At 63.9% G+C, this 16,608-nt stretch carries 14 protein-coding genes and 1 riboswitch; of the genes, 8 read left to right on the forward strand and 6 right to left on the reverse strand.

Annotated features, from left to right (window positions below; translation table 11 throughout):
- Nucleotides 1-163 precede the first annotated feature (163 nt).
- On the reverse strand, nucleotides 164-1,699 hold the full coding sequence (gene hutH / locus ACIQUB_RS28590; protein ID WP_402934549.1) for a histidine ammonia-lyase: 1,536 nt from the start codon (nucleotides 1,697-1,699) through the stop codon (nucleotides 164-166).
- Nucleotides 1,696-2,958, reverse strand: a complete 1,263-nt coding sequence (gene hutI / locus ACIQUB_RS28595) for an imidazolonepropionase (RefSeq protein WP_402934552.1) — start codon at nucleotides 2,956-2,958, stop codon at nucleotides 1,696-1,698. The genes hutH and hutI overlap by 4 nt, the downstream gene beginning before the upstream one ends.
- 122 nt (nucleotides 2,959-3,080) lie before the next feature.
- On the opposite strand from hutI, the gene ACIQUB_RS28600 reads away from it, so the two are divergent.
- Both ACIQUB_RS28600 and hutC read left to right on the forward strand, forming a co-directional pair.
- Entirely contained in the window at nucleotides 3,081-4,442 is a 1,362-nt protein-coding gene (locus tag ACIQUB_RS28600; RefSeq protein WP_402934555.1) for a formimidoylglutamate deiminase, read from the forward strand.
- A gap of 70 nt (nucleotides 4,443-4,512) precedes the next feature.
- The gene (hutC, locus tag ACIQUB_RS28605; protein ID WP_402934558.1) at nucleotides 4,513-5,232 is read left to right on the forward strand and encodes a histidine utilization repressor; all 720 of its coding nucleotides are present in this window, start codon (nucleotides 4,513-4,515) and stop codon (nucleotides 5,230-5,232) included.
- Between the two features lie 764 nt (nucleotides 5,233-5,996).
- Here hutC and ACIQUB_RS28610 read toward each other — a convergent pair.
- On the reverse strand, nucleotides 5,997-7,007 hold the full coding sequence (locus tag ACIQUB_RS28610) for an iron ABC transporter substrate-binding protein (RefSeq protein WP_402934561.1): 1,011 nt from the start codon (nucleotides 7,005-7,007) through the stop codon (nucleotides 5,997-5,999).
- Between the two features lie 298 nt (nucleotides 7,008-7,305).
- On the opposite strand from ACIQUB_RS28610, the gene ACIQUB_RS28615 reads away from it, so the two are divergent.
- Together ACIQUB_RS28615 and ACIQUB_RS28620 are read left to right on the forward strand one after the other, a co-directional pair.
- Entirely contained in the window at nucleotides 7,306-7,701 is a 396-nt protein-coding gene (locus tag ACIQUB_RS28615; protein ID WP_113239800.1) for a hypothetical protein, read from the forward strand.
- A gap of 62 nt (nucleotides 7,702-7,763) precedes the next feature.
- Nucleotides 7,764-8,234 (forward strand): hypothetical protein, encoded by a 471-nt coding sequence (locus tag ACIQUB_RS28620; RefSeq protein ID WP_402934564.1) that lies wholly within the window; start codon nucleotides 7,764-7,766, stop codon nucleotides 8,232-8,234.
- 14 nt (nucleotides 8,235-8,248) lie between these two features.
- On the opposite strand, the gene ACIQUB_RS28625 is transcribed toward ACIQUB_RS28620, so the two are convergent.
- Together ACIQUB_RS28625 and ACIQUB_RS28630 are read right to left on the reverse strand one after the other, a co-directional pair.
- Nucleotides 8,249-8,923, reverse strand: a complete 675-nt coding sequence (locus ACIQUB_RS28625; protein ID WP_402934567.1) for a response regulator — start codon at nucleotides 8,921-8,923, stop codon at nucleotides 8,249-8,251.
- Nucleotides 8,920-10,251 (reverse strand): sensor histidine kinase, encoded by a 1,332-nt coding sequence (locus ACIQUB_RS28630; protein ID WP_402934570.1) that lies wholly within the window; start codon nucleotides 10,249-10,251, stop codon nucleotides 8,920-8,922. Before ACIQUB_RS28630 ends, ACIQUB_RS28625 begins: the two co-directional genes overlap by 4 nt.
- 296 nt (nucleotides 10,252-10,547) lie before the next feature.
- On the opposite strand from ACIQUB_RS28630, the gene ACIQUB_RS28635 reads away from it, so the two are divergent.
- The 4 genes from ACIQUB_RS28635 to ACIQUB_RS28650 all read left to right on the forward strand — a co-directional run bounded on the left by ACIQUB_RS28635 (nucleotide 10,548) and on the right by ACIQUB_RS28650 (nucleotide 15,533).
- A complete protein-coding gene (locus tag ACIQUB_RS28635) occupies nucleotides 10,548-10,865 on the forward strand; it encodes a hypothetical protein (protein ID WP_402934573.1) in 318 nt (105 codons plus the stop codon).
- A gap of 119 nt (nucleotides 10,866-10,984) precedes the next feature.
- Nucleotides 10,985-12,739, forward strand: coding sequence for a peptidoglycan D,D-transpeptidase FtsI family protein (locus ACIQUB_RS28640; RefSeq protein ID WP_402934576.1), 1,755 nt, complete (start codon nucleotides 10,985-10,987; stop codon nucleotides 12,737-12,739).
- 123 nt (nucleotides 12,740-12,862) lie between these two features.
- Nucleotides 12,863-14,626: a tetratricopeptide repeat protein gene (locus ACIQUB_RS28645; RefSeq protein ID WP_402934579.1), complete on the forward strand. Its 1,764-nt coding sequence runs from the start codon at nucleotides 12,863-12,865 to the stop codon at nucleotides 14,624-14,626.
- Between the two features lie 169 nt (nucleotides 14,627-14,795).
- Nucleotides 14,796-14,891, forward strand: a riboswitch (yybP-ykoY riboswitch).
- A 78-nt stretch (nucleotides 14,892-14,969) separates the two neighbouring features.
- Nucleotides 14,970-15,533, forward strand: a complete 564-nt coding sequence (locus ACIQUB_RS28650; RefSeq protein ID WP_402934582.1) for a manganese efflux pump MntP family protein — start codon at nucleotides 14,970-14,972, stop codon at nucleotides 15,531-15,533.
- Nucleotides 15,534-15,565: 32 nt separating this feature from the next.
- Here ACIQUB_RS28650 and ACIQUB_RS28655 read toward each other — a convergent pair whose 3' ends face one another.
- Nucleotides 15,566-16,528, reverse strand: a complete 963-nt coding sequence (locus ACIQUB_RS28655) for a VOC family protein (protein WP_402934585.1) — start codon at nucleotides 16,526-16,528, stop codon at nucleotides 15,566-15,568.
- Nucleotides 16,529-16,608 lie beyond the last annotated feature (80 nt).

Consider the following 16,608-nt stretch of genomic DNA (forward strand, 5'->3'; position numbering starts at 1 on the left):
GTCCTGCCGGACATCTCCCCCACAAGGGGGGAGATCGGCTTGCGGCTAAGGTCTGTGCCAAACAACGAGTGTAAAGCGAGCGGGAGCGCCCAGCCAATCTCCCCACCTGTGGGGGAGATGCCCGGCAGGGCAGAGGGGGGCGCCACGAGTGCCGACATCACCATCACCCCTCCAGCACCGGCAGAATGCCCGAAGACACCGCCGCATTCAGCCCACCCGAGGCCACCAGATCGCTGGCCGCCTGCAGATCGCCCGCCATGTAGCGGTCGACTTCGAGCGTCGGCACCACCATGCGGATCGCAGCGATGGCGCTCGAAAGTTCCGGGCTGGTCGCGAGCGGGGCGCGGAATTCGACGCCCTGTGCGGCCGTCAGCGCCTCGATGCCGATGATCGAGAACAGGTTGTCTGTCATCTGCAGCAGGCGGCGGGCGCCGTGGCAGGCCATGGAGACGTGGTCTTCCTGGTTGGCCGAGGTCGGGGTCGAGTCGACCGAGGCCGGGTGCGACATCTGCTTGTTTTCCGACATCAGCGCCGCCGAGGTCACTTCCGCGATCATCAGGCCGGAGTTGAGGCCGGGCTTTTTGGCGAGGAAGGCGGGCAGGCCGTAGGAGAGGGCGGGATCGACGAGCAGTGCGATGCGCCGCTGCGAGATGGCGCCGATCTCGCAGACGGCGATGGCGATCTGGTCGGCGGCGAAGGCGACCGGTTCGGCGTGGAAATTGCCGCCGGAGACGACGGAATTGTCAGACAGCACCAGCGGGTTGTCGGTGACCGCGTTGGCTTCGATCTCAAGCGTTTTGGCGACCGAACGCAGGAGATCCAGGCAGGCGCCATCGACCTGTGGCTGGCAGCGGATGCAATAGGGGTCCTGGACGCGCTCGTCGCCCTCGATGTGGCTCTGGCGGATGACGGAATTGTCGAGGAGGGCGCGCAGCGCAGCGGCGGTGTCGATCTGGCCCTTGTGGCCGCGCAGCGTGTGGATATCGGGATGGAACGGGGCCGAGGAGCCCATGGCGGCGTCGGTCGACATGGCGCCGGTGATCAGCGCTGCCTGGGCGGCGCGGTGGGCGCGGAAGAGGCCGGCGAGCGCCAGCGCGGTGGAGGTCTGCGTGCCGTTGATCAGCGCCAGGCCTTCCTTGGCGGCGAGAACCACCGGGGTCAGGCCGGCCTTGTCGAGCGCTGCTGCGCCGGTCAGGCGCTCGCCCTCATAGAAGGCTTCGGCCTCGCCCATCATCACGGCAGCCATATGCGCCAGCGGCGCGAGGTCGCCGGAGGCGCCGACGGATCCCTTTTCCGGAATGACGGGGATGACGCCCTTTTCCAGCATGCCTTCGATCAGCCGCACCAGCTCCAGCCGCACGCCGGAGGCGCCGCGGCCGAGGGAGACGAGTTTTAGGGCCATGATCAGGCGGACGATGTTTTCAGGAAGCGGCGCGCCGACACCGCAGCAATGCGACAGGATGAGATTGCGCTGCAGGGTCGCGACATCGGCGCTGTCGATCTTGATCGAAGCGAGCTTACCGAAGCCGGTGTTGATGCCATAGACGGGCGCATTGCCGGCGGCGATCTCGGCGATGCGGGCGGCGGCCTTGTTGATGCCGGCGTCGAAGGAGCGGTCGAGCACGGCTGGCTCGCCGGTCCAGTAGATCGTTTCCAGATGTTTGAGCGATACGGAGCCGGGATGAAGAGTGATGGTCAACGGTCGATCCTTTTGCCCTTGAAGACGTGTGCGTGAAGCGGGTTGAAGCCGATGCGGTAGACGAGTTCGGCAAGGCTCTCGACATCCCAGATCGCGAAGTCGGCGGACTTGCCGGCTTCGAGCGTGCCGGTTTCGTCGATGAGCCCAAGGGCGCGAGCACCTTCCCGGGTGACGCCGGCGATGCATTCCTCGACGGTCAGGCCGAACAGGGTGGCCGACATGTTCATGGTCAGGAGCAGCGACGTCAGCGGAGAGGTGCCGGGGTTGCAGTCGGTGGCGATGGCGATATGGGCGCCGGCCTCACGCAGCGCCTTGACCGGCGGCTTCTGCTTTTCGTTGATGGCGTAGAAGGCGCCCGGCAGGAGCACGGCGACGGTGCCGGCCGCGGCCATGACGACGGCATCGTCGGCGGTGAGATATTCGAGATGGTCGGCCGACAGCGCCAGATAGGAGGCCGCGAAGCGGGCGCCGCCAAGGTTGGAGAGCTGCTCGGCGTGGAGCTTGACCGGGAGGCCCAGCTGCTGGGCGCGATCGAAGACGCGGCGCATTTCCTCGACTGAAAAAGCGATGCCCTCGCAGAAGCCATCGACGGCGTCGACCAGGCCTTCGGCATGCGCCTGCTCAAGGCCGGGCAGCACGACATCGGTAATGTAATCGCCGTTTCGTCCCTTGTACTCGACCGGCGTCGCATGAGCGCCGAGATAGGAGGTGACGACGCGGATCGGGCGAATATTGCCCAGTGCACGGGCGGCGCGCAGCATCTTCAGCTCGGCCTCGATGTTGAGGCCATAACCGGACTTGATCTCGATCGTCGTCATCCCCTCCGACAGCAGCGTGTCGAGACGCGGAAGCGAGGCGGCGACGAGGCCGTCGACGGAGAGGGCGTTGGTGGCCTTGACCGAGGAGACGATGCCGCCGCCGGCGCGAGCGACTTCCTCATAGGTGGCGCCCTCAAGGCGCATCTCGAACTCGCGGGCGCGGTTGCCGCCATAGACGATGTGGGTGTGGCAATCGACGAGACCTGGTGTCACCCAGCGGCCTTCGAGATCAGTGATCTCGGCGCGCTCGATCGCCAGAACCGGCAATTCGCTTTCCGGGCCGACATAGGTGATGCGGCCGGATTCGACGACAACGGCACCCTTTTCGATGACGCCGAGGCCATCCTTGCCTGGATCGAGTGTTGCGAGGCGGGCATTGCGCCACAAGTGCGGGCGAACCTCTGCGGAGGCTTGCTCGTCTGAAAAATTGTTCCCGTTCATCAGCTTTGCGCCTTTCCTTATGCCTCAACATGTATATACATAATAAACAGGTGACAAGGGAAAATTTGGGCGTATCTCTGGAAAAGAAAGAGATGCTTCCGCCAGAAGGAGAGAAATCGGTCATGGCACAAACCGTTGCGACGACACTCCACGCACGCGCAGCACTTCTGCCTGAGGGCTGGCGGGAGAATGTCCGACTGACACTCGCGGGCGGGCGCATATCGCGCATCGAGACAGCGGTTCAGCCAGAACCTGCCGACGAACGCCATCATACGCTCGTCCCGGCCATGGGGAACCTTCACAGCCATGCTTTCCAGCGCGCCATGGCGGGTCTTGCCGAGGTGAGGGGGCCTGCCAATGACAGCTTCTGGAGCTGGCGCACCGTCATGTACAAGTTCGCTCTGTCGATGACGCCAGAGCATGTCGAGGCCGTGGCCGCGCAGCTCTACATGGAGATGCTGGAGGCCGGTTTTTCTCGCGTCGGCGAGTTCCACTATCTGCATCATGACAAGGATGGGCGGCCTTATGCCAACATCGCGGAACTGGCCGAACGCATTGGCGCGGCGAGTGCCACAGCCGGCATCGGGCTGACCCTGCTGCCCGTCTTCTACGCCCATTCCGGCTTCGGCGTAGCCGAGCCGATCGAGGGACAGCGCCGGTTCATCAATTCGCTCGACAGCTTCGCGGCGCTGATGGACGGCTGCCGCACGGTAACGTCGCGGCTTGCCGGCGCCGAGCTCGGGCTCGCGCCCCACAGCCTGCGGGCGGCGACGCCGGAAGAGCTCATCAAGGTTGTGCCGATGGCGGGCGATGGGCCTGTTCATATCCACGTCGCCGAGCAGGTGAAGGAGGTCGAGGACTGCATCGCCTGGTCCGGCGCCCGACCGATCGAGTGGCTGCTCGACAATGCCGATGTCGATGGCCGCTGGTGCCTGATCCACGCCACCCACATGACCGACAGCGAAACGCGGGAGATGGCACGGCGCGGCGCGATCGCCGGTCTCTGCCCGATTACCGAGGCCAATCTCGGCGACGGCACCTTCCCGGCGCCGCTGTTTCTCGAAGAGGGCGGGCGCTATGGCGTCGGCTCCGATTCCAACGTGCTGATCTCGCTGCCCGGCGAGCTACGGCAGCTCGAATATTCGCAGCGTCTGGCGCTGAGGGCTCGCAACGTGATCGCCGCGTCTGGCGGCTCGACGGCGCGCAGCCTCTTCGATCATGCGATCACGGGCGGCGGTGCGGCGCTGAAGGCGCCGGGCGGGCTGGCGATCGGGCATCACGCCGATATTGTCGCGCTCGATACATCTGCCGTCCCCTATCTCGCCGGCGACCAGCTGCTCGACCACTGGATGTTTGCCGGTGGTGTCGCGGTCGACAGTGTCTGGGCGCTGGGCGAGAAGAGGGTCGAGGGCGGACGGCATATCGGCCGCGAGGCGATCAACCGGCGCTTCCTCAAGGCAATGAGCGAACTGCTGGCGGCCTGACGGCCTTTCCCGACAGTCTTTCCAGACTCAGGCAATGCCGATAGACCGAGAAGAAAAGCGGAGCGTGACGATGGATCATGGCAGGGATATCACCTTGCATCAGCGGATCGTGAACGACATCGAAGGCCGCATCGTCTCGGGCGAGTGGCCGCCGGGTCACCGCATTCCGTTCGAGCTCGAGCTCACCAAGGAATACGACTGTTCGCGGATGACGGTGAACAAGGCGCTCACCCAGCTCGCCAAGGCGGGCCTCATCGAGCGCCGCAAGAAGTCGGGCAGCTTCGTCACCCAGCCGCAGGCCCAATCGGCCGTCCTCGAAATTCATGACATCGCCGCCGAGGTGAAATCGCTGAACCTCGCTTACTCGTTTTCGGTTGCCAGACGCGCAAGGCGCAAGGCGGATGCCGACGATAACAGGCGTCTCGAGCTGCAGCCGGGTTCCTCGGTCGTCGAGGTGGTCTGCATCCATTTGGCCGGCGGTCGGCCCTTCTGTCTCGAAGAGCGCCTGATCAGTCTTGCCACCGTGCCGGAGGCGGAGGACGCCGACTTTTCGACCGTTCCTCCGGGCAGTTGGCTGATCAACCAGATCCCGTGGTCGAGCGCCGAGCACCGGATCCACGCGGTCGCAGCCGGAAGTGAGGCTGCGGTGTTGCTCGATATTCCCCGGAACACCGCCTGCTTGGTGGTCGAGCGTCGTACCTGGAGCAATGTCGGGCCGGTCACCCATGTGCGGTTTACCTATCCCGGCGACAAGCATGCGTTGGTGGCGCGGTTTACGCCGGCGTCTTGAGGTGGGGGGGCGTCGGGAACCTAGTCTGACGGCCGATTTTGGCGTTTTGCCGTGTGATACCCCCCTCTGCCCTGCCGGGCATCTCCCCCACAAGGGGGGAGATCGACTCGTGGCTTGCTCCCCATCCAAACGTTGAGGTCGGAGCGAGCGGGCAAGCCCAGCCAATCTCCCCACTTGTGGGGGAGATGCCCGGCAGGGCAGAGGGGGGTAACACACGGCACAACCTATCGACCGCCACGCTCATCGCTACCGACACACCAAAACCCCACGCCGCCCGAAAGCCCGTGTCTCCACCATGCACTTCACTCGGACGGGGCGCTGGAAATCACCTCGATTGAGTAAGTAGAATATGGCGCTTCCCAGCGCCCCGTTCGGCGGTTTATGCCCGCAACTCCGGTCTCTCTGCCTTCTCGCCCAACTTCGCGACGAGACCATGTGTGCCTCACAGGCACGTCCGGGCTCAACTCGGGCCTATCTCGCGATAGAACCCGCCGTCACCGGAGGGAGACCATTTTCTGCGAACCCCGGATGAGAGAGCTTGCGTCCTCCTCAAACACCCAGCGCCGATCCCGCCTCGCCGGCACGCCTGCCGGTGTATCCGATGACGGGACGACGTTATTCTAAGCCGAGGTTTTTCAAACGGGGAAAATTGAAGCAGAGAATTCGTGTAAGCTATTGGTTTTAAAAGCTCACGCCACGCACAGACGCAAAAAGCCGCGCGCCTTTCGACGCGCGGCTCTAAAGCCTTGGGAGGCTCAAAAACCTTAGAGCAGGCCGGCTGCGGTCATCAGTTCGACGACCTTCTTGTTGTCGAGTTTGGAGGCTTCGACCTTCGGTGCCTTCAGGTCGGCGATCGGGACCAGCTTAGCGTTGGAATCGCCGGCAACCGAGTATTCGAAGGACGTGCCGTTCTTCAGAACGTCCTGGCCAGCCTTGGAGGTGATCCACTTCAGCAGGGCCTGGGCTTCCTTCGGATGCTTGCTCGACTTCAGCACGCCACCGCCGGAAACGCTGAGGAACGCGCCCGGATCTTCGTTCTTGAAGTAGTGGAGGCTGACGTTCTTGCTGTTTTCGCCGGTCTTCGCCTGATCGCCGAACCAGTAATAATGGTAGATCACGGCGCCTTCGACTTCGCCGGCATTGACGGCCTTCATGGCAACGCTGTTGCCCTTGTAAGGCGTTGCGTTTTCCTTCATGGCCTTCAGCCAAGCCGTGGTCGCTTCCTCGCCCTTCAGCTGCAGCAGCGCGCCAACGATGGCCTGGAAGTCGGCGCCACCAGGAGATGCGCCCCAACGACCCTTCCAGGCCGGATCGGCGAGATCCATCATCGACTTCGGCAGCTTGTCTTCCGTGAGCTTGGTCTTGTCGTAGGCGAAAACGGTCGAGCGAGCGGCGATGCCCGTCCAGGTGCCGTCGGCCGGGTGGAACTGAGGCGGAACCTGGGCCAGCGTTTCCTTGTCGACCGGTGCGAAGAGGCCGGCGGAGGCGACCAGTGCCATGGCCGGGGAGTTTTCGGTCAGGAACACGTCGGCCGGCGACGCGTCGCCTTCCTGGACGATCTGGTTGGCGAACTGCATGTCGCTGCCCTTGCGGACGGTGACCTTGATGCCGGTTTCCTTGGTGAAGCCTTCGGCCCACTCAGTGCCGAGGCCCTCGTGCTGCGCGTTGTACACGACGATGCCTTCGGCATCCTGCGCGAACGCGCCGTTTACGAAGGCTGTCGCGGCAAGAAGCGCGGCTGCGGAGGCCAGCTTCAGGCTGATGGATTTCTTCATGTCAAACTCCTGATTGGAGCGAAACCAGGCCCGGATCGGCTCAAGTTTTCGGTCGCTATGAATTGGTTAGCAATGCGTCTGAATGCTCCGGCCGGCGCTTCCGGCTAAAACTATTCCGACGCACTCCACTTATCGTCTGCCGTTGGTCCTGACCATGGGGACTAAAGTCCCTATTGGCCGCCGTAGAGGGCCGGGGCCGCTAGGAAAGGCCGCCAAATCCGTAAGAATTGGTGGGACCCGACCGGCAGCATTTCACGAGATCGCAACCGTTCCGGCCGGAAAACATGGGAGAGTAGGCATGAAGAAGATCATCGTTCACACTTGCGTTACCGCCGGATCGCTGCTTCTGGCGATTGGCTCAGCCGGCGCCGCACCTCTGTCGCCGAATGCCGGCATCACCGCACTCAATCCGCCGGTGGCAATACTCGTGCGCCAAGGCGCCGACGATCTCGTCAAGCACAAGCGCCACGGTCGCGGGCTCGATGACGGCCCCGACCACGTCCGCCACAGCTCGTCCGCGTCGTCGGCATCCTCCTCCTCATCCCGTGGACGCGGCTCGGATGATTCCGCAAGCCATGAGCATCATGGGGCCGACGACCACGGTGGAGACCACCACGGCGGTGGCGGTAGCGACGATCACGGCGGACGTGGAGGTGGAGGTGGCGGCGGCGACGATCACGGCGGACGCCGCTGATCGCGATGCCAGTCATGTCCTGGCCCGTTGAGGGCCGGGACTACCGCTCAAGGAGATCGCTCGTGAACACCTGGCCGAAAATCGCCTGTACCGTCATTCTCTGCACGATTTCAGTCGTGGCGGGCCCGGTCTCCGCATGGGCGGACAAGGGAAGTGGTGGCGGTGGTTCGGGCGGGAGCGGGAGCTCGGGCGGTAGTGGCAGCGGCAGCTCGGGCGGCGGCGGATCGGGATCCGGTTCAGGATCGTCCGGTTCCGACCATTCCGGATCCTCCGGTTCGGGGTCTTCCGGCTCCTCGGGCTCAGGCTCATCCGGATCTTACTCGTCGGACGACGATGGCGGCAGCCGCTCGGGAAGTGGCCGGCATGGCGGCCGGGATGATCGCACCGGCTCGATATCCCCGCGCGAGGATCGCGCCTTTGATGGCGGCTGGCGCGAGCGCATAAGGAACGGCCGCTATGAGCTGTTCGATCCCGAAGGCCGCCTCGTCATCCGTCGCGACGCCAAGAAAACCGATATCGACCGCTTCCGCTAAGTAACCCGGACTGATCAGGACCGCGATCGCGCGTCGCGCAGGAACATCGCGGCTTCCGTGCGGTTGCGCGCCTTCAGCTTCTGAAGAATGCGCGTCATGTTGTGCTTGATCGTCTTTTCCTGAAGGCTGAGCTGGCGGGCAACCTCCTTGTTGCTGTTGCCGTCGGCGACCAATCCGAGAATCTGCTCCTCGCGTGGCGTCAGCAAGGCCAAAGCATCCTCCTGCGCATTGCGCGCCGGGGCAGGGTGGGACTGGGCGGCATCGCCCTTCATTTCCGTCAGGATGCGCGCGGCAAGGCTCGGAGACACATAGCTTTCGCCCGCCACCACGTTGCGGACCGCCGATACCAGCGTCGAGGCGTTGACCCCCTTGAGGATGTAACCCTTCGCGCCCTCCTTGAGCGCGTCGAAGAGATCGCTGTCCTCCTCGGAAGCCGTGAGCACGATGACGGTTGCGGCCGCGTCATCCTTGATGATCGCCCGCAGCGCGTGATGCCCGCCGCCGGGCATGGAGAGATCGAGAAGCAGCGCATCGGGCCGATGCTGGCTGAACAGCGCGATCGCATCGGCGGCGCTGGCGCCCTCGCCGACCACTTCGAAACCGGGCTCGTCGGAAAGGCTTCGCGCCAGGCCATTACGGAAGATCGGGTGGTCGTCGACGATCGCCACTCTCAGCGTGTTCGCAGTCATTCCGATGGTCTCCTCGGTAGCATCATCCGCAAAGTGGTCCCGGCGCTCGTATCCGACGTGATGTCGAGGCGCCCGCCGAGCCCGGCCAGCCGTTCCTCAAGCCCGGCAAGGCCAAGTCCGTGTTCGTCTCCAGACCTGACAAAGCCGGCTCCGTTGTCCTCGACCGTGATCGTGACATGGTGGTCGTCCTCGGATGCCGTCACCGAGATTTTCGACGCACCGGCATGCCGGGTGGCGTTGCTTAGCGCCTCCTGGATAAAGCGGTAGGCGCAAATCTTGGCGGCCTGCGCCGGGATATCGAGCGGCTCGACATTCGAGACGATCTTGCTGCGCGAATGCGTCTCGTGCGCCTGGATGGCGCGGCGAACGACATCATCGCCCGAGAGCTTTTCCAGCTCCGGCAGCGTCAGGCCGCGGCATATGTTGCGGATTTCCTGAATGGCCTCGGTGATCGAACTGCTGACGAGCGATTCATCGTCGCCCTTCGCCGTTCCCTTGGCGATCGCCTCCAATCGCAACGCGGCAAAGCCGAGCAGCTGTGCGGGGCCGTCATGCAGTTCGGCGGAGATGCGGCGCAGATAGCGTTCGTTGAGCGTCGCGGTACGTTGATTGGCCTTGTCGGCGCGCTGGCGCAGTGCGCGGTTGAGATCGAGCATCCGCGACAACTCGATGACCTGTGCGTCAAGCGACCGGCGTTGGACGTCGATCAGATGACTGCCTCGAGCAACGATGATGAAGAGCAGCGCGAGCATGCCGGCCGTGACGGTGCCGACCACCAGCCAGCTTTGCAGCCTGGCGACCGCGAGTTCGGAGCGCAGGTCGCTGGCGATCTCGTAGAATTCGGCGACAGCGATGATGTCGCCCGACCAGGGCTCGCGAATCGGGCTGTAGATTTCCAGAAGCGGCTGGCCGCTTTTTTGCTCGAGCTTGTTTTCCTCGCCCCTGAGGTCGTCGAACTCCGCATGCACCGAGCCGGCGAGCGCCGTCGCGAGCCCCTCGGTCATCTCGAAGTGCTTGCCGACAAGGCTGGGCTCGCTGCTGAAAAGCACCGTCCCATCGGGCCGCCAGATCTTGAACGAATAGAGCCTGCCGCGCAGCACACCCTGCTGCAGGGTTTCGGTGAGCGCCAGCTTGGCGCCTTCGCCAAGCGAGGTGCCGGAGGCGAGTTCCTGCGTGAGGGGTGCGATGATGCTGTCGACATAGAGCGCCGTGGCGCTCGCCGTGTTGCGCACCGCCGCGCTCTCGATGCGGTTCGTCACCCACAATCCGATCAGCACCATGCCGAGCACCAGCACCAGACCACCGGCGATGCCGAATTGCCACGCCAAGGTAAGCCTTTGGCGCGACATCCTGCGGGGTGGTTTGACCGAAACGACATTCATTGCGCCAGCATATCGATCTTTCCGGCTGAGAAGAAGAAGGACCAATGGCCGCTCCCCTGTCTTTGAGGAAGGGCCTTTTGCCACAATGAAAGCGGTTAAAGGGAGGCGCGTTGCCGAGAGGCTCCATGCGCGTCGTCTGAAATATTGAGAATTGGGTAAGGTTCTGGCGCTAGGCTGGTTAGCGTTAACGAAGCCTTACTCGGTAGAAGATGATTCGGCGCATCCTCATTGTTGTGATGATCATGCTGACCACGATCGGCAGTGCGCAGCTTTGCCTTCCGAGCGCTTCCTTCGCAGCACCCTGCCAAACCGAAGTCATCACTGAAGGCGATGCGCTCTCCAGTGACGACAGCCGCGACGTCAGCCATGTCCATGATGCCGAGCACTGGACGCGGCGGCCGCCTGTCGATGCCTGGCCCAGTGCCTGGGAACTCGCCGACGTAAGCTACCATCCCAATCTCCCGATCCATCTTGAAGGCCGGACGCTCGATCCCATGTATCGACCGCCGATCGGCGGCGGCGCTCTTTCCCGTTCCGATTCCCTAGCCAGAGCAGCCTGACGATCTCCTGATGATATCAGGGCTGCTCGAGAGAGAGCCCCGATGTTGTTACTCGCTGACGCACCCAAGAGCCTGCCTGCCTCGCCGCGATATCTCCGGATACCGGGAGCGCGCGCACGATGAGCCTCGTATCGAAAATCATCCTCGCGAAACGTCGCGGCCATCTCAATGTCTCGGCGCTCAACAGGGGGCGCCGTAAGAAGGTCGATCTCTACGGGCAGGGCAAGACGCGTGTGCTTCTGGTCGCGCTGGCGCTCGTCATGGGCTTTACGGCCAGTGCCGCTCGGCTTGTCGAATACGGGGCTCGCGATCCCGAGGCGACATCCGGCATCCTGCCATCCGACAAGCTTCTGGCCTCGCGGCCCGACATTCTCGACCGGCACGGGCAATTGCTGGCGACCGACGTTCGCACCGTCTCGATGTTCGCCGAGCCCAACAAGATCGTCGATGTCGATGATGCGGTGGAGAAGCTCGCCACCATCTTCCCCGATCTCGATCGGCGGGGGACCTACGCCAAGCTTTCCGTGAAATCGTCGCGCTTCGCATGGCTGCGCCGGCAGATCACGCCGCGCCAGCAGAGCCAGATTCTCGAGTTGGGCATCCCGGGTGTCGGTTTCCGGCCGGAGAAGAAGCGGTTCTATCCGGGTGGGAATACGGCCGCCCACGTGCTCGGCTATGTCGATATCGACAATCGCGGCGTGGCAGGGATGGAGCGCTACCTCGACCAGCAGGGGCTGCTCGACCTTCGCGCCGCCGGGCTGACGAGCGACATGCCGCTGGAGCCGGTGAAGCTCTCCATCGATCTGCGCGTGCAGAACATCGTGCGCGAGGTCGCCGCCGAAGCCATGGTCAAATACCGTGCGGAAGCAGCGGGCGCCGTCATTCTCGACGTGGAGACCGGCGAGGTCCTGGCAATGGCATCGGTGCCCGACTTCGACCCCAACCAGCCGTCGCGAACGCTTGCCAACGGCAAGGTCGACAAGGAATACGAGAAGGGCTGGTTCAACCGCATCAGCAACGCGACATTCGAAATGGGCTCGACCTTCAAGAGCTTCACGCTGGCGATGGGTCTGGATGAGGGCAAGATCAACCTGAACTCGATGGTCGATGCCACCCGGCCGATCCGCATGGGCGGCTTCATCATCAAGGACTTCAAGGGCAAGAACCGCGTTCTCTCGATCCCCGAGGTCTTCCAGTATTCCTCGAATATCGGCACCGCCGCCGTCGCCGACATGGTCGGTATCGACAGGCACCGGGAGTTCCTGACCAAGCTCGGGCTGCTCTCCAAAATGGAGACGGAGATGCCAGGCGTTGCGACGCCGACGCAGCCGCGAACCTGGAAGAAGATCAACTCGGTGACGATCTCCTTCGGCCACGGTGTCGCGACGACGCCGCTTCAGACGGCCGTCGCCGCCGCCTCGCTGATCAACGGCGGCAAGCTTCTTCCCCCGACCTTCCTGCCGCGCAGCTCCCAGCAGGCGGGGGATATCGCCAAGCTCGTTCTCAGCGACAAGACGAGCCAGGACATGCGCTACCTCTACACCTGGAACGGCATCAAGGGCTCCGGTCGCAGCGCCCAGGTCGAGGGCTTCAACATCGGTGGCAAGACGGGCACGGCAGACAAGGTGGTCGATGGCCGCTATGCGAGCGACAAGAATTTTAACGCGTTCGTCGCCGCCTTTCCGATGGACCGGCCGAAATACATCGTGCTGACGATCATCGACGCGCCGGAGACGGGCGAGCATGGCGGCCGGACGGCAGCATCCACGGCCGCCCCGATGATCAAATCCATCATCGGCCGCGCCGGGCCGCTACTTGGCGTCGCGCCACGCTTCGGAAGCCCAGATGCGGAGTATCTGCTGGCGGACTACTGAGCGTAGGAAGGTGCCTGGGGCGGGCACCGCGATGGATTTCGGGTGCTAGCGGATGTAGGATCGCGGCAGGGAATGCGCGCATGTCCATGCAACAATCTTGTCCTTGCAGGAGCGGCCGTCGCGATGGATCGAAAGCTTGCAGCCATCCTCTGCACTGATGTCGTCGGCTTCAGCAGGCTTGCCGCGCTTGACGAGGAGCGCACCCTCCAGTCGCTCCATGTTTGCCATGGGCATATCGCGGATTTGGTCGGCGAGCACGGCGGACGCGTCTTCGGTAGCGCCGGCGATGGGCTGGTCGCGGAGTTCCCCAGCGCGGTTCAAGCCACAAGGTGCGCGGTGGAGATCCAGCGCCAGCTTCTGCGCCATTTCGAAGGCCAGCCGACCGACCGGCGCCTGGAATTCCGCATCGGGGTCAACCTCGGCGACGTGGTGGTTGCAGGCGACGACCTCCTCGGCGACGGCGTCAATATCGCTGCCCGCCTGCAGGAGATAGCCGGCCCGTCGGGCATCGCGATTTCCGGCTCCGTCCGCGAGCATCTCGACGGCAAGGTGCCGTTTACGCTTGCCAGCCTCGGCGAGCGTGTCCTGAAGAACATCCCGAGGCCGATTTCGGTGTTTCGGGTGGACTGGTCGCAAGAGGTCGGTGACGATCAGGTCGCAACTTCGGCCTGGTCCGCCAACCGGCTCGACAAGGACCAGCCGTCGCTTGTCGTCATGCCCTTCGACAATCTCAGCGGGCCAAGCGACGGATATTTCGTGGATGGCGTCGTTGAGGAGATCACGGCGGCGCTGTCGCGTGTCCGGGACTTCTTCGTCATCGCGCGCCAATCCGCCTTCACCTACAAGGGCAAGTTCATCGACGTCCGTGACGTCGGCAGGGAGCTCGGGGTCGCCTACGTTGTCGAGGGCACCGTTCGCCGGGGCGGGGACCGGTTGCGCATTTCCGTCCAGCTGGTCGATGCAGAACGGCGGACCCAGCTCTGGTCGGAGCGCTATGAAGGCATGACCGAGGACCTTTTCGAGTTCCAGGACCGGATTGCGGCGCAAGTCGCGGGCGCGATCCATCCGGCCATCCGCAGCGCCGAAATCGAGCTGGCGAAGCGCAAGCCACCCAGTAGCCTGCGTGCCTACGACCTTGTCATGCGCGCCTGTCCTTATCTCTGGGGACACAACAAGGACGGCATCGCGCGCGCCATTCCGCTTCTTCAGGATGCGATCGCGGTCGATCCGGCCTACGGCCGCGCCCACGCGTTTCTGGCATGGTGTCACGCCCAGAACCTCGGCTACATCTGGACCGACGATCCGGAACGGGAACTCGCGCTCTCGCTTGCCGCGATCGACGCCGCATCGCGCGCGATCGACGATGACCCGACGGCCCTGACCGCGGTCGGCGGAGCAATCAGCCATTGCGGTGATCAGCCGCGCGCGGCGGTCTATCTGGAGAGGGCGTTGTCGCTCGATCCGAATAATTCCTGGGCATGGGCGAGATTTGGCTGGGTCGCAAGCTACAGGGGAGAGCCCGATCGCGCCAAGGAGCGCTTCGAGCGCGCGATGACCCTTAGCCCGGCCGATCCGCTTGCCTTCAACATGCGGATGGGCTTCGCACTGGCGCTGGCTCTTGCCGGCTCTCTCTCCGAAGCGGTGTCGATCGCCCGGGAGGTCGTCACCCGACATCCCGATGTGACCTGGCCCTACCGGATGATGACGGCCTGGGCGTCGATGCAGGGAGATGAGGAGACGGCGCGCTGGGCGGCTGAGAAGTTGCTGATTGCAGAGCCGGACTTCACGATCCAGCGCTATCTGACCCGGCCGGTTTTTCGGGCCGTGCCGCAGTGGGCGGATGAGATGGCTGAGGGATTGCGCAAGGCCGGTCTACCAGAGCGCTAAGTCAACCCTCTCTGGGCTGCCGCCACTATGCAGATGAACGGCCCATTCTGCGAATGCTTCGCAGCTGCATTAAAAACTGGAAGATGCACTTGCAAGTCATTGTTAAGTAGCGATTTTTTCTGTTTTCTTTCCCGCTTTTGTCGTTGACAGCAAGAGGCGGTTCGCCTACCCAGCCGGCATCGGGGAGTAGCCACCGCCTGAGGGCGGGAGCGTGTCAACATACTCGTGCGAGAGCACGTGGCGCGTTCGGCCGACGAGATCGGCTCGGCAAGACCGTGGCGGACGTCACCTGGCCAAAACAGGGTGAATTGGCTCAGCTACGAATCTCCTGAAGGGTTCAACCATGTCATTGCTATCGATCATCGTGCTGGCGTTCAGCATGTCCATGGACGCGTTCGCCGTTTCCGTCGGCCGGGGTGCCGCGCTTGGCCGCCCGCGTCTTGGCGAGACGCTGCGCACCGGCGTCGTCTTCGGCATCGTCGAGGCGATCACGCCGCTGATCGGCTGGGCGGCCGGCGTTGCCGCTGCCCGCTTCGTGACGGCGGTCGACCACTGGATCGCGTTCGGCCTGCTTGCCGCGGTGGGCATCAACATGCTTCGGGCAGCGATGAGCACCGAGCAGGAAGAAGAAAAGAAGCCAGGCATGTCCTTTGCCATGCTGATCGCAACCGCGATCGGCACCAGCCTCGATGCCATGGCCGTCGGCGTCTCGTTGGCCTTCCTGGAGGTCAACATTCTTGTCATCGCGGTGGCGATCGGCGCCGCCACTTTCCTGATGGCATCGGGCGGGATGCTGGTCGGACGCCTGATCGGCGAGCGCTTCGGCCGCTACGCCGAGGGTGTCGCCGGCGTTGCGCTGATCATTCTCGGCTCGACCATTCTCTACGAACACCTGATGGCTGGCTGAGGCGATCAGGTAAACGCGGCTAGTGAAGGGCGTCAGGCCTTGATCAGTCGGACCTCGGTTCCCCAGGGATCCATCGCGATATAGCCGCCGGGAACATGGCCGCCGATGCCGGCCGTGTTGAAGCGCTTGATCTGCTTTTCATAGAGCAGGGGTTCCGAGACCGTCAGCGAGAACCAGCTGAGGCCGGTCTTCGAGCTGTCGCGGCCGCCGGCGCCGGCGCTGCGCCATGTGTTGACCGCCACGTGATGGTGATAGCCGCCGGATGACAGGAAGGCTGCGTTGTCGCGCTCGGCGCTGGTGGCGGCAAGGCAGAGCAGATCGCGGTAGAAGCCATTCGCCTCGTCGATGTCGCCGACGCGCAGATGGATATGACCGATGCGCAGCCCCTCGGGTGCCGCGTCATAGGTGTCCTTCGACATGTCGGTCAGCGCGGCGATCGCGTCAATATCGAGCTCTTTCGTGCCCATGGTGACGACGCCGTCCTTCCATTGCCACTGGTCTCGCGGCCGGTCGGAATAGACCTCGATGCCATTGCCTTCAGGGTCGGTCAGGTAGATGGCCTCGCTGACGCTGTGATCCGCAAAGCCGTCGAGCGGGATCTTGGCGACGGCGGCATGCACCAGCCAGCGCGCGAGATCGACCCGCGTCGGCATCAGATAGGCAACGTGGAAGAGCCCGGCGGAGGTCGGATCCTCGAAGCCGGCGTCGGGTATGCTGGTCAGATAAAGCAGCGGTTCGTTCGCCACGCCGAGCATGACCTCCTCGGCACTTTCGGCAAGCACCTGGAGGCGCAGCGTGTCTTGATAATAGCGGCTCATGCCGGGGAGGTCGCGGACCCGGAGCGCCGCGCTTTTGATATGCGCGGCGGTGGTCACGCCATATGGCAAGGCGGCCGCCGGCATCGCGCCCGCTTCGGCCTTTACGGCATGACTGAATGCGGCTGCGAGCGAGCTCACGCCCGCGAGTTGCAGCATATGGCGGCGGCTGATGACCATTGAGACGATCCGGTGGCTGGCGTGTTTATTCCCCACCACCGCATCGGGCCTTCGGGCCGGTTCATCAAGTCAAAACTATG

This window comes from Rhizobium sp. NPDC090275 (genome assembly GCF_044772225.1).
Taxonomy (GTDB): Bacteria; Pseudomonadota; Alphaproteobacteria; order Rhizobiales; family Rhizobiaceae; genus Rhizobium.

Excerpts from the sequence above, each read along its gene's own strand:
- hutI (WP_402934552.1), bottom strand. The coding sequence starts at position 2,958 with ATGAACGGGAACAATTTTTCAGACGAGCAAGCCTCCGCAGAGGTTCGC.
- ACIQUB_RS28600 (WP_402934555.1), top strand. The coding sequence starts at position 3,081 with ATGGCACAAACCGTTGCGACGACACTCCACGCACGCGCAGCACTTCTG.
- hutC (WP_402934558.1), top strand. The coding sequence starts at position 4,513 with ATGGATCATGGCAGGGATATCACCTTGCATCAGCGGATCGTGAACGAC.
- ACIQUB_RS28610 (WP_402934561.1), bottom strand. The coding sequence starts at position 7,007 with ATGAAGAAATCCATCAGCCTGAAGCTGGCCTCCGCAGCCGCGCTTCTT.
- ACIQUB_RS28615 (WP_113239800.1), top strand. The coding sequence starts at position 7,306 with ATGAAGAAGATCATCGTTCACACTTGCGTTACCGCCGGATCGCTGCTT.
- ACIQUB_RS28625 (WP_402934567.1), bottom strand. The coding sequence starts at position 8,923 with ATGACTGCGAACACGCTGAGAGTGGCGATCGTCGACGACCACCCGATC.
- ACIQUB_RS28635 (WP_402934573.1), top strand. The coding sequence starts at position 10,548 with ATGCTGACCACGATCGGCAGTGCGCAGCTTTGCCTTCCGAGCGCTTCC.
- ACIQUB_RS28640 (WP_402934576.1), top strand. The coding sequence starts at position 10,985 with ATGAGCCTCGTATCGAAAATCATCCTCGCGAAACGTCGCGGCCATCTC.
- ACIQUB_RS28645 (WP_402934579.1), top strand. The coding sequence starts at position 12,863 with ATGGATCGAAAGCTTGCAGCCATCCTCTGCACTGATGTCGTCGGCTTC.
- ACIQUB_RS28650 (WP_402934582.1), top strand. The coding sequence starts at position 14,970 with ATGTCATTGCTATCGATCATCGTGCTGGCGTTCAGCATGTCCATGGAC.
- ACIQUB_RS28655 (WP_402934585.1), bottom strand. The coding sequence starts at position 16,528 with ATGGTCATCAGCCGCCGCCATATGCTGCAACTCGCGGGCGTGAGCTCG.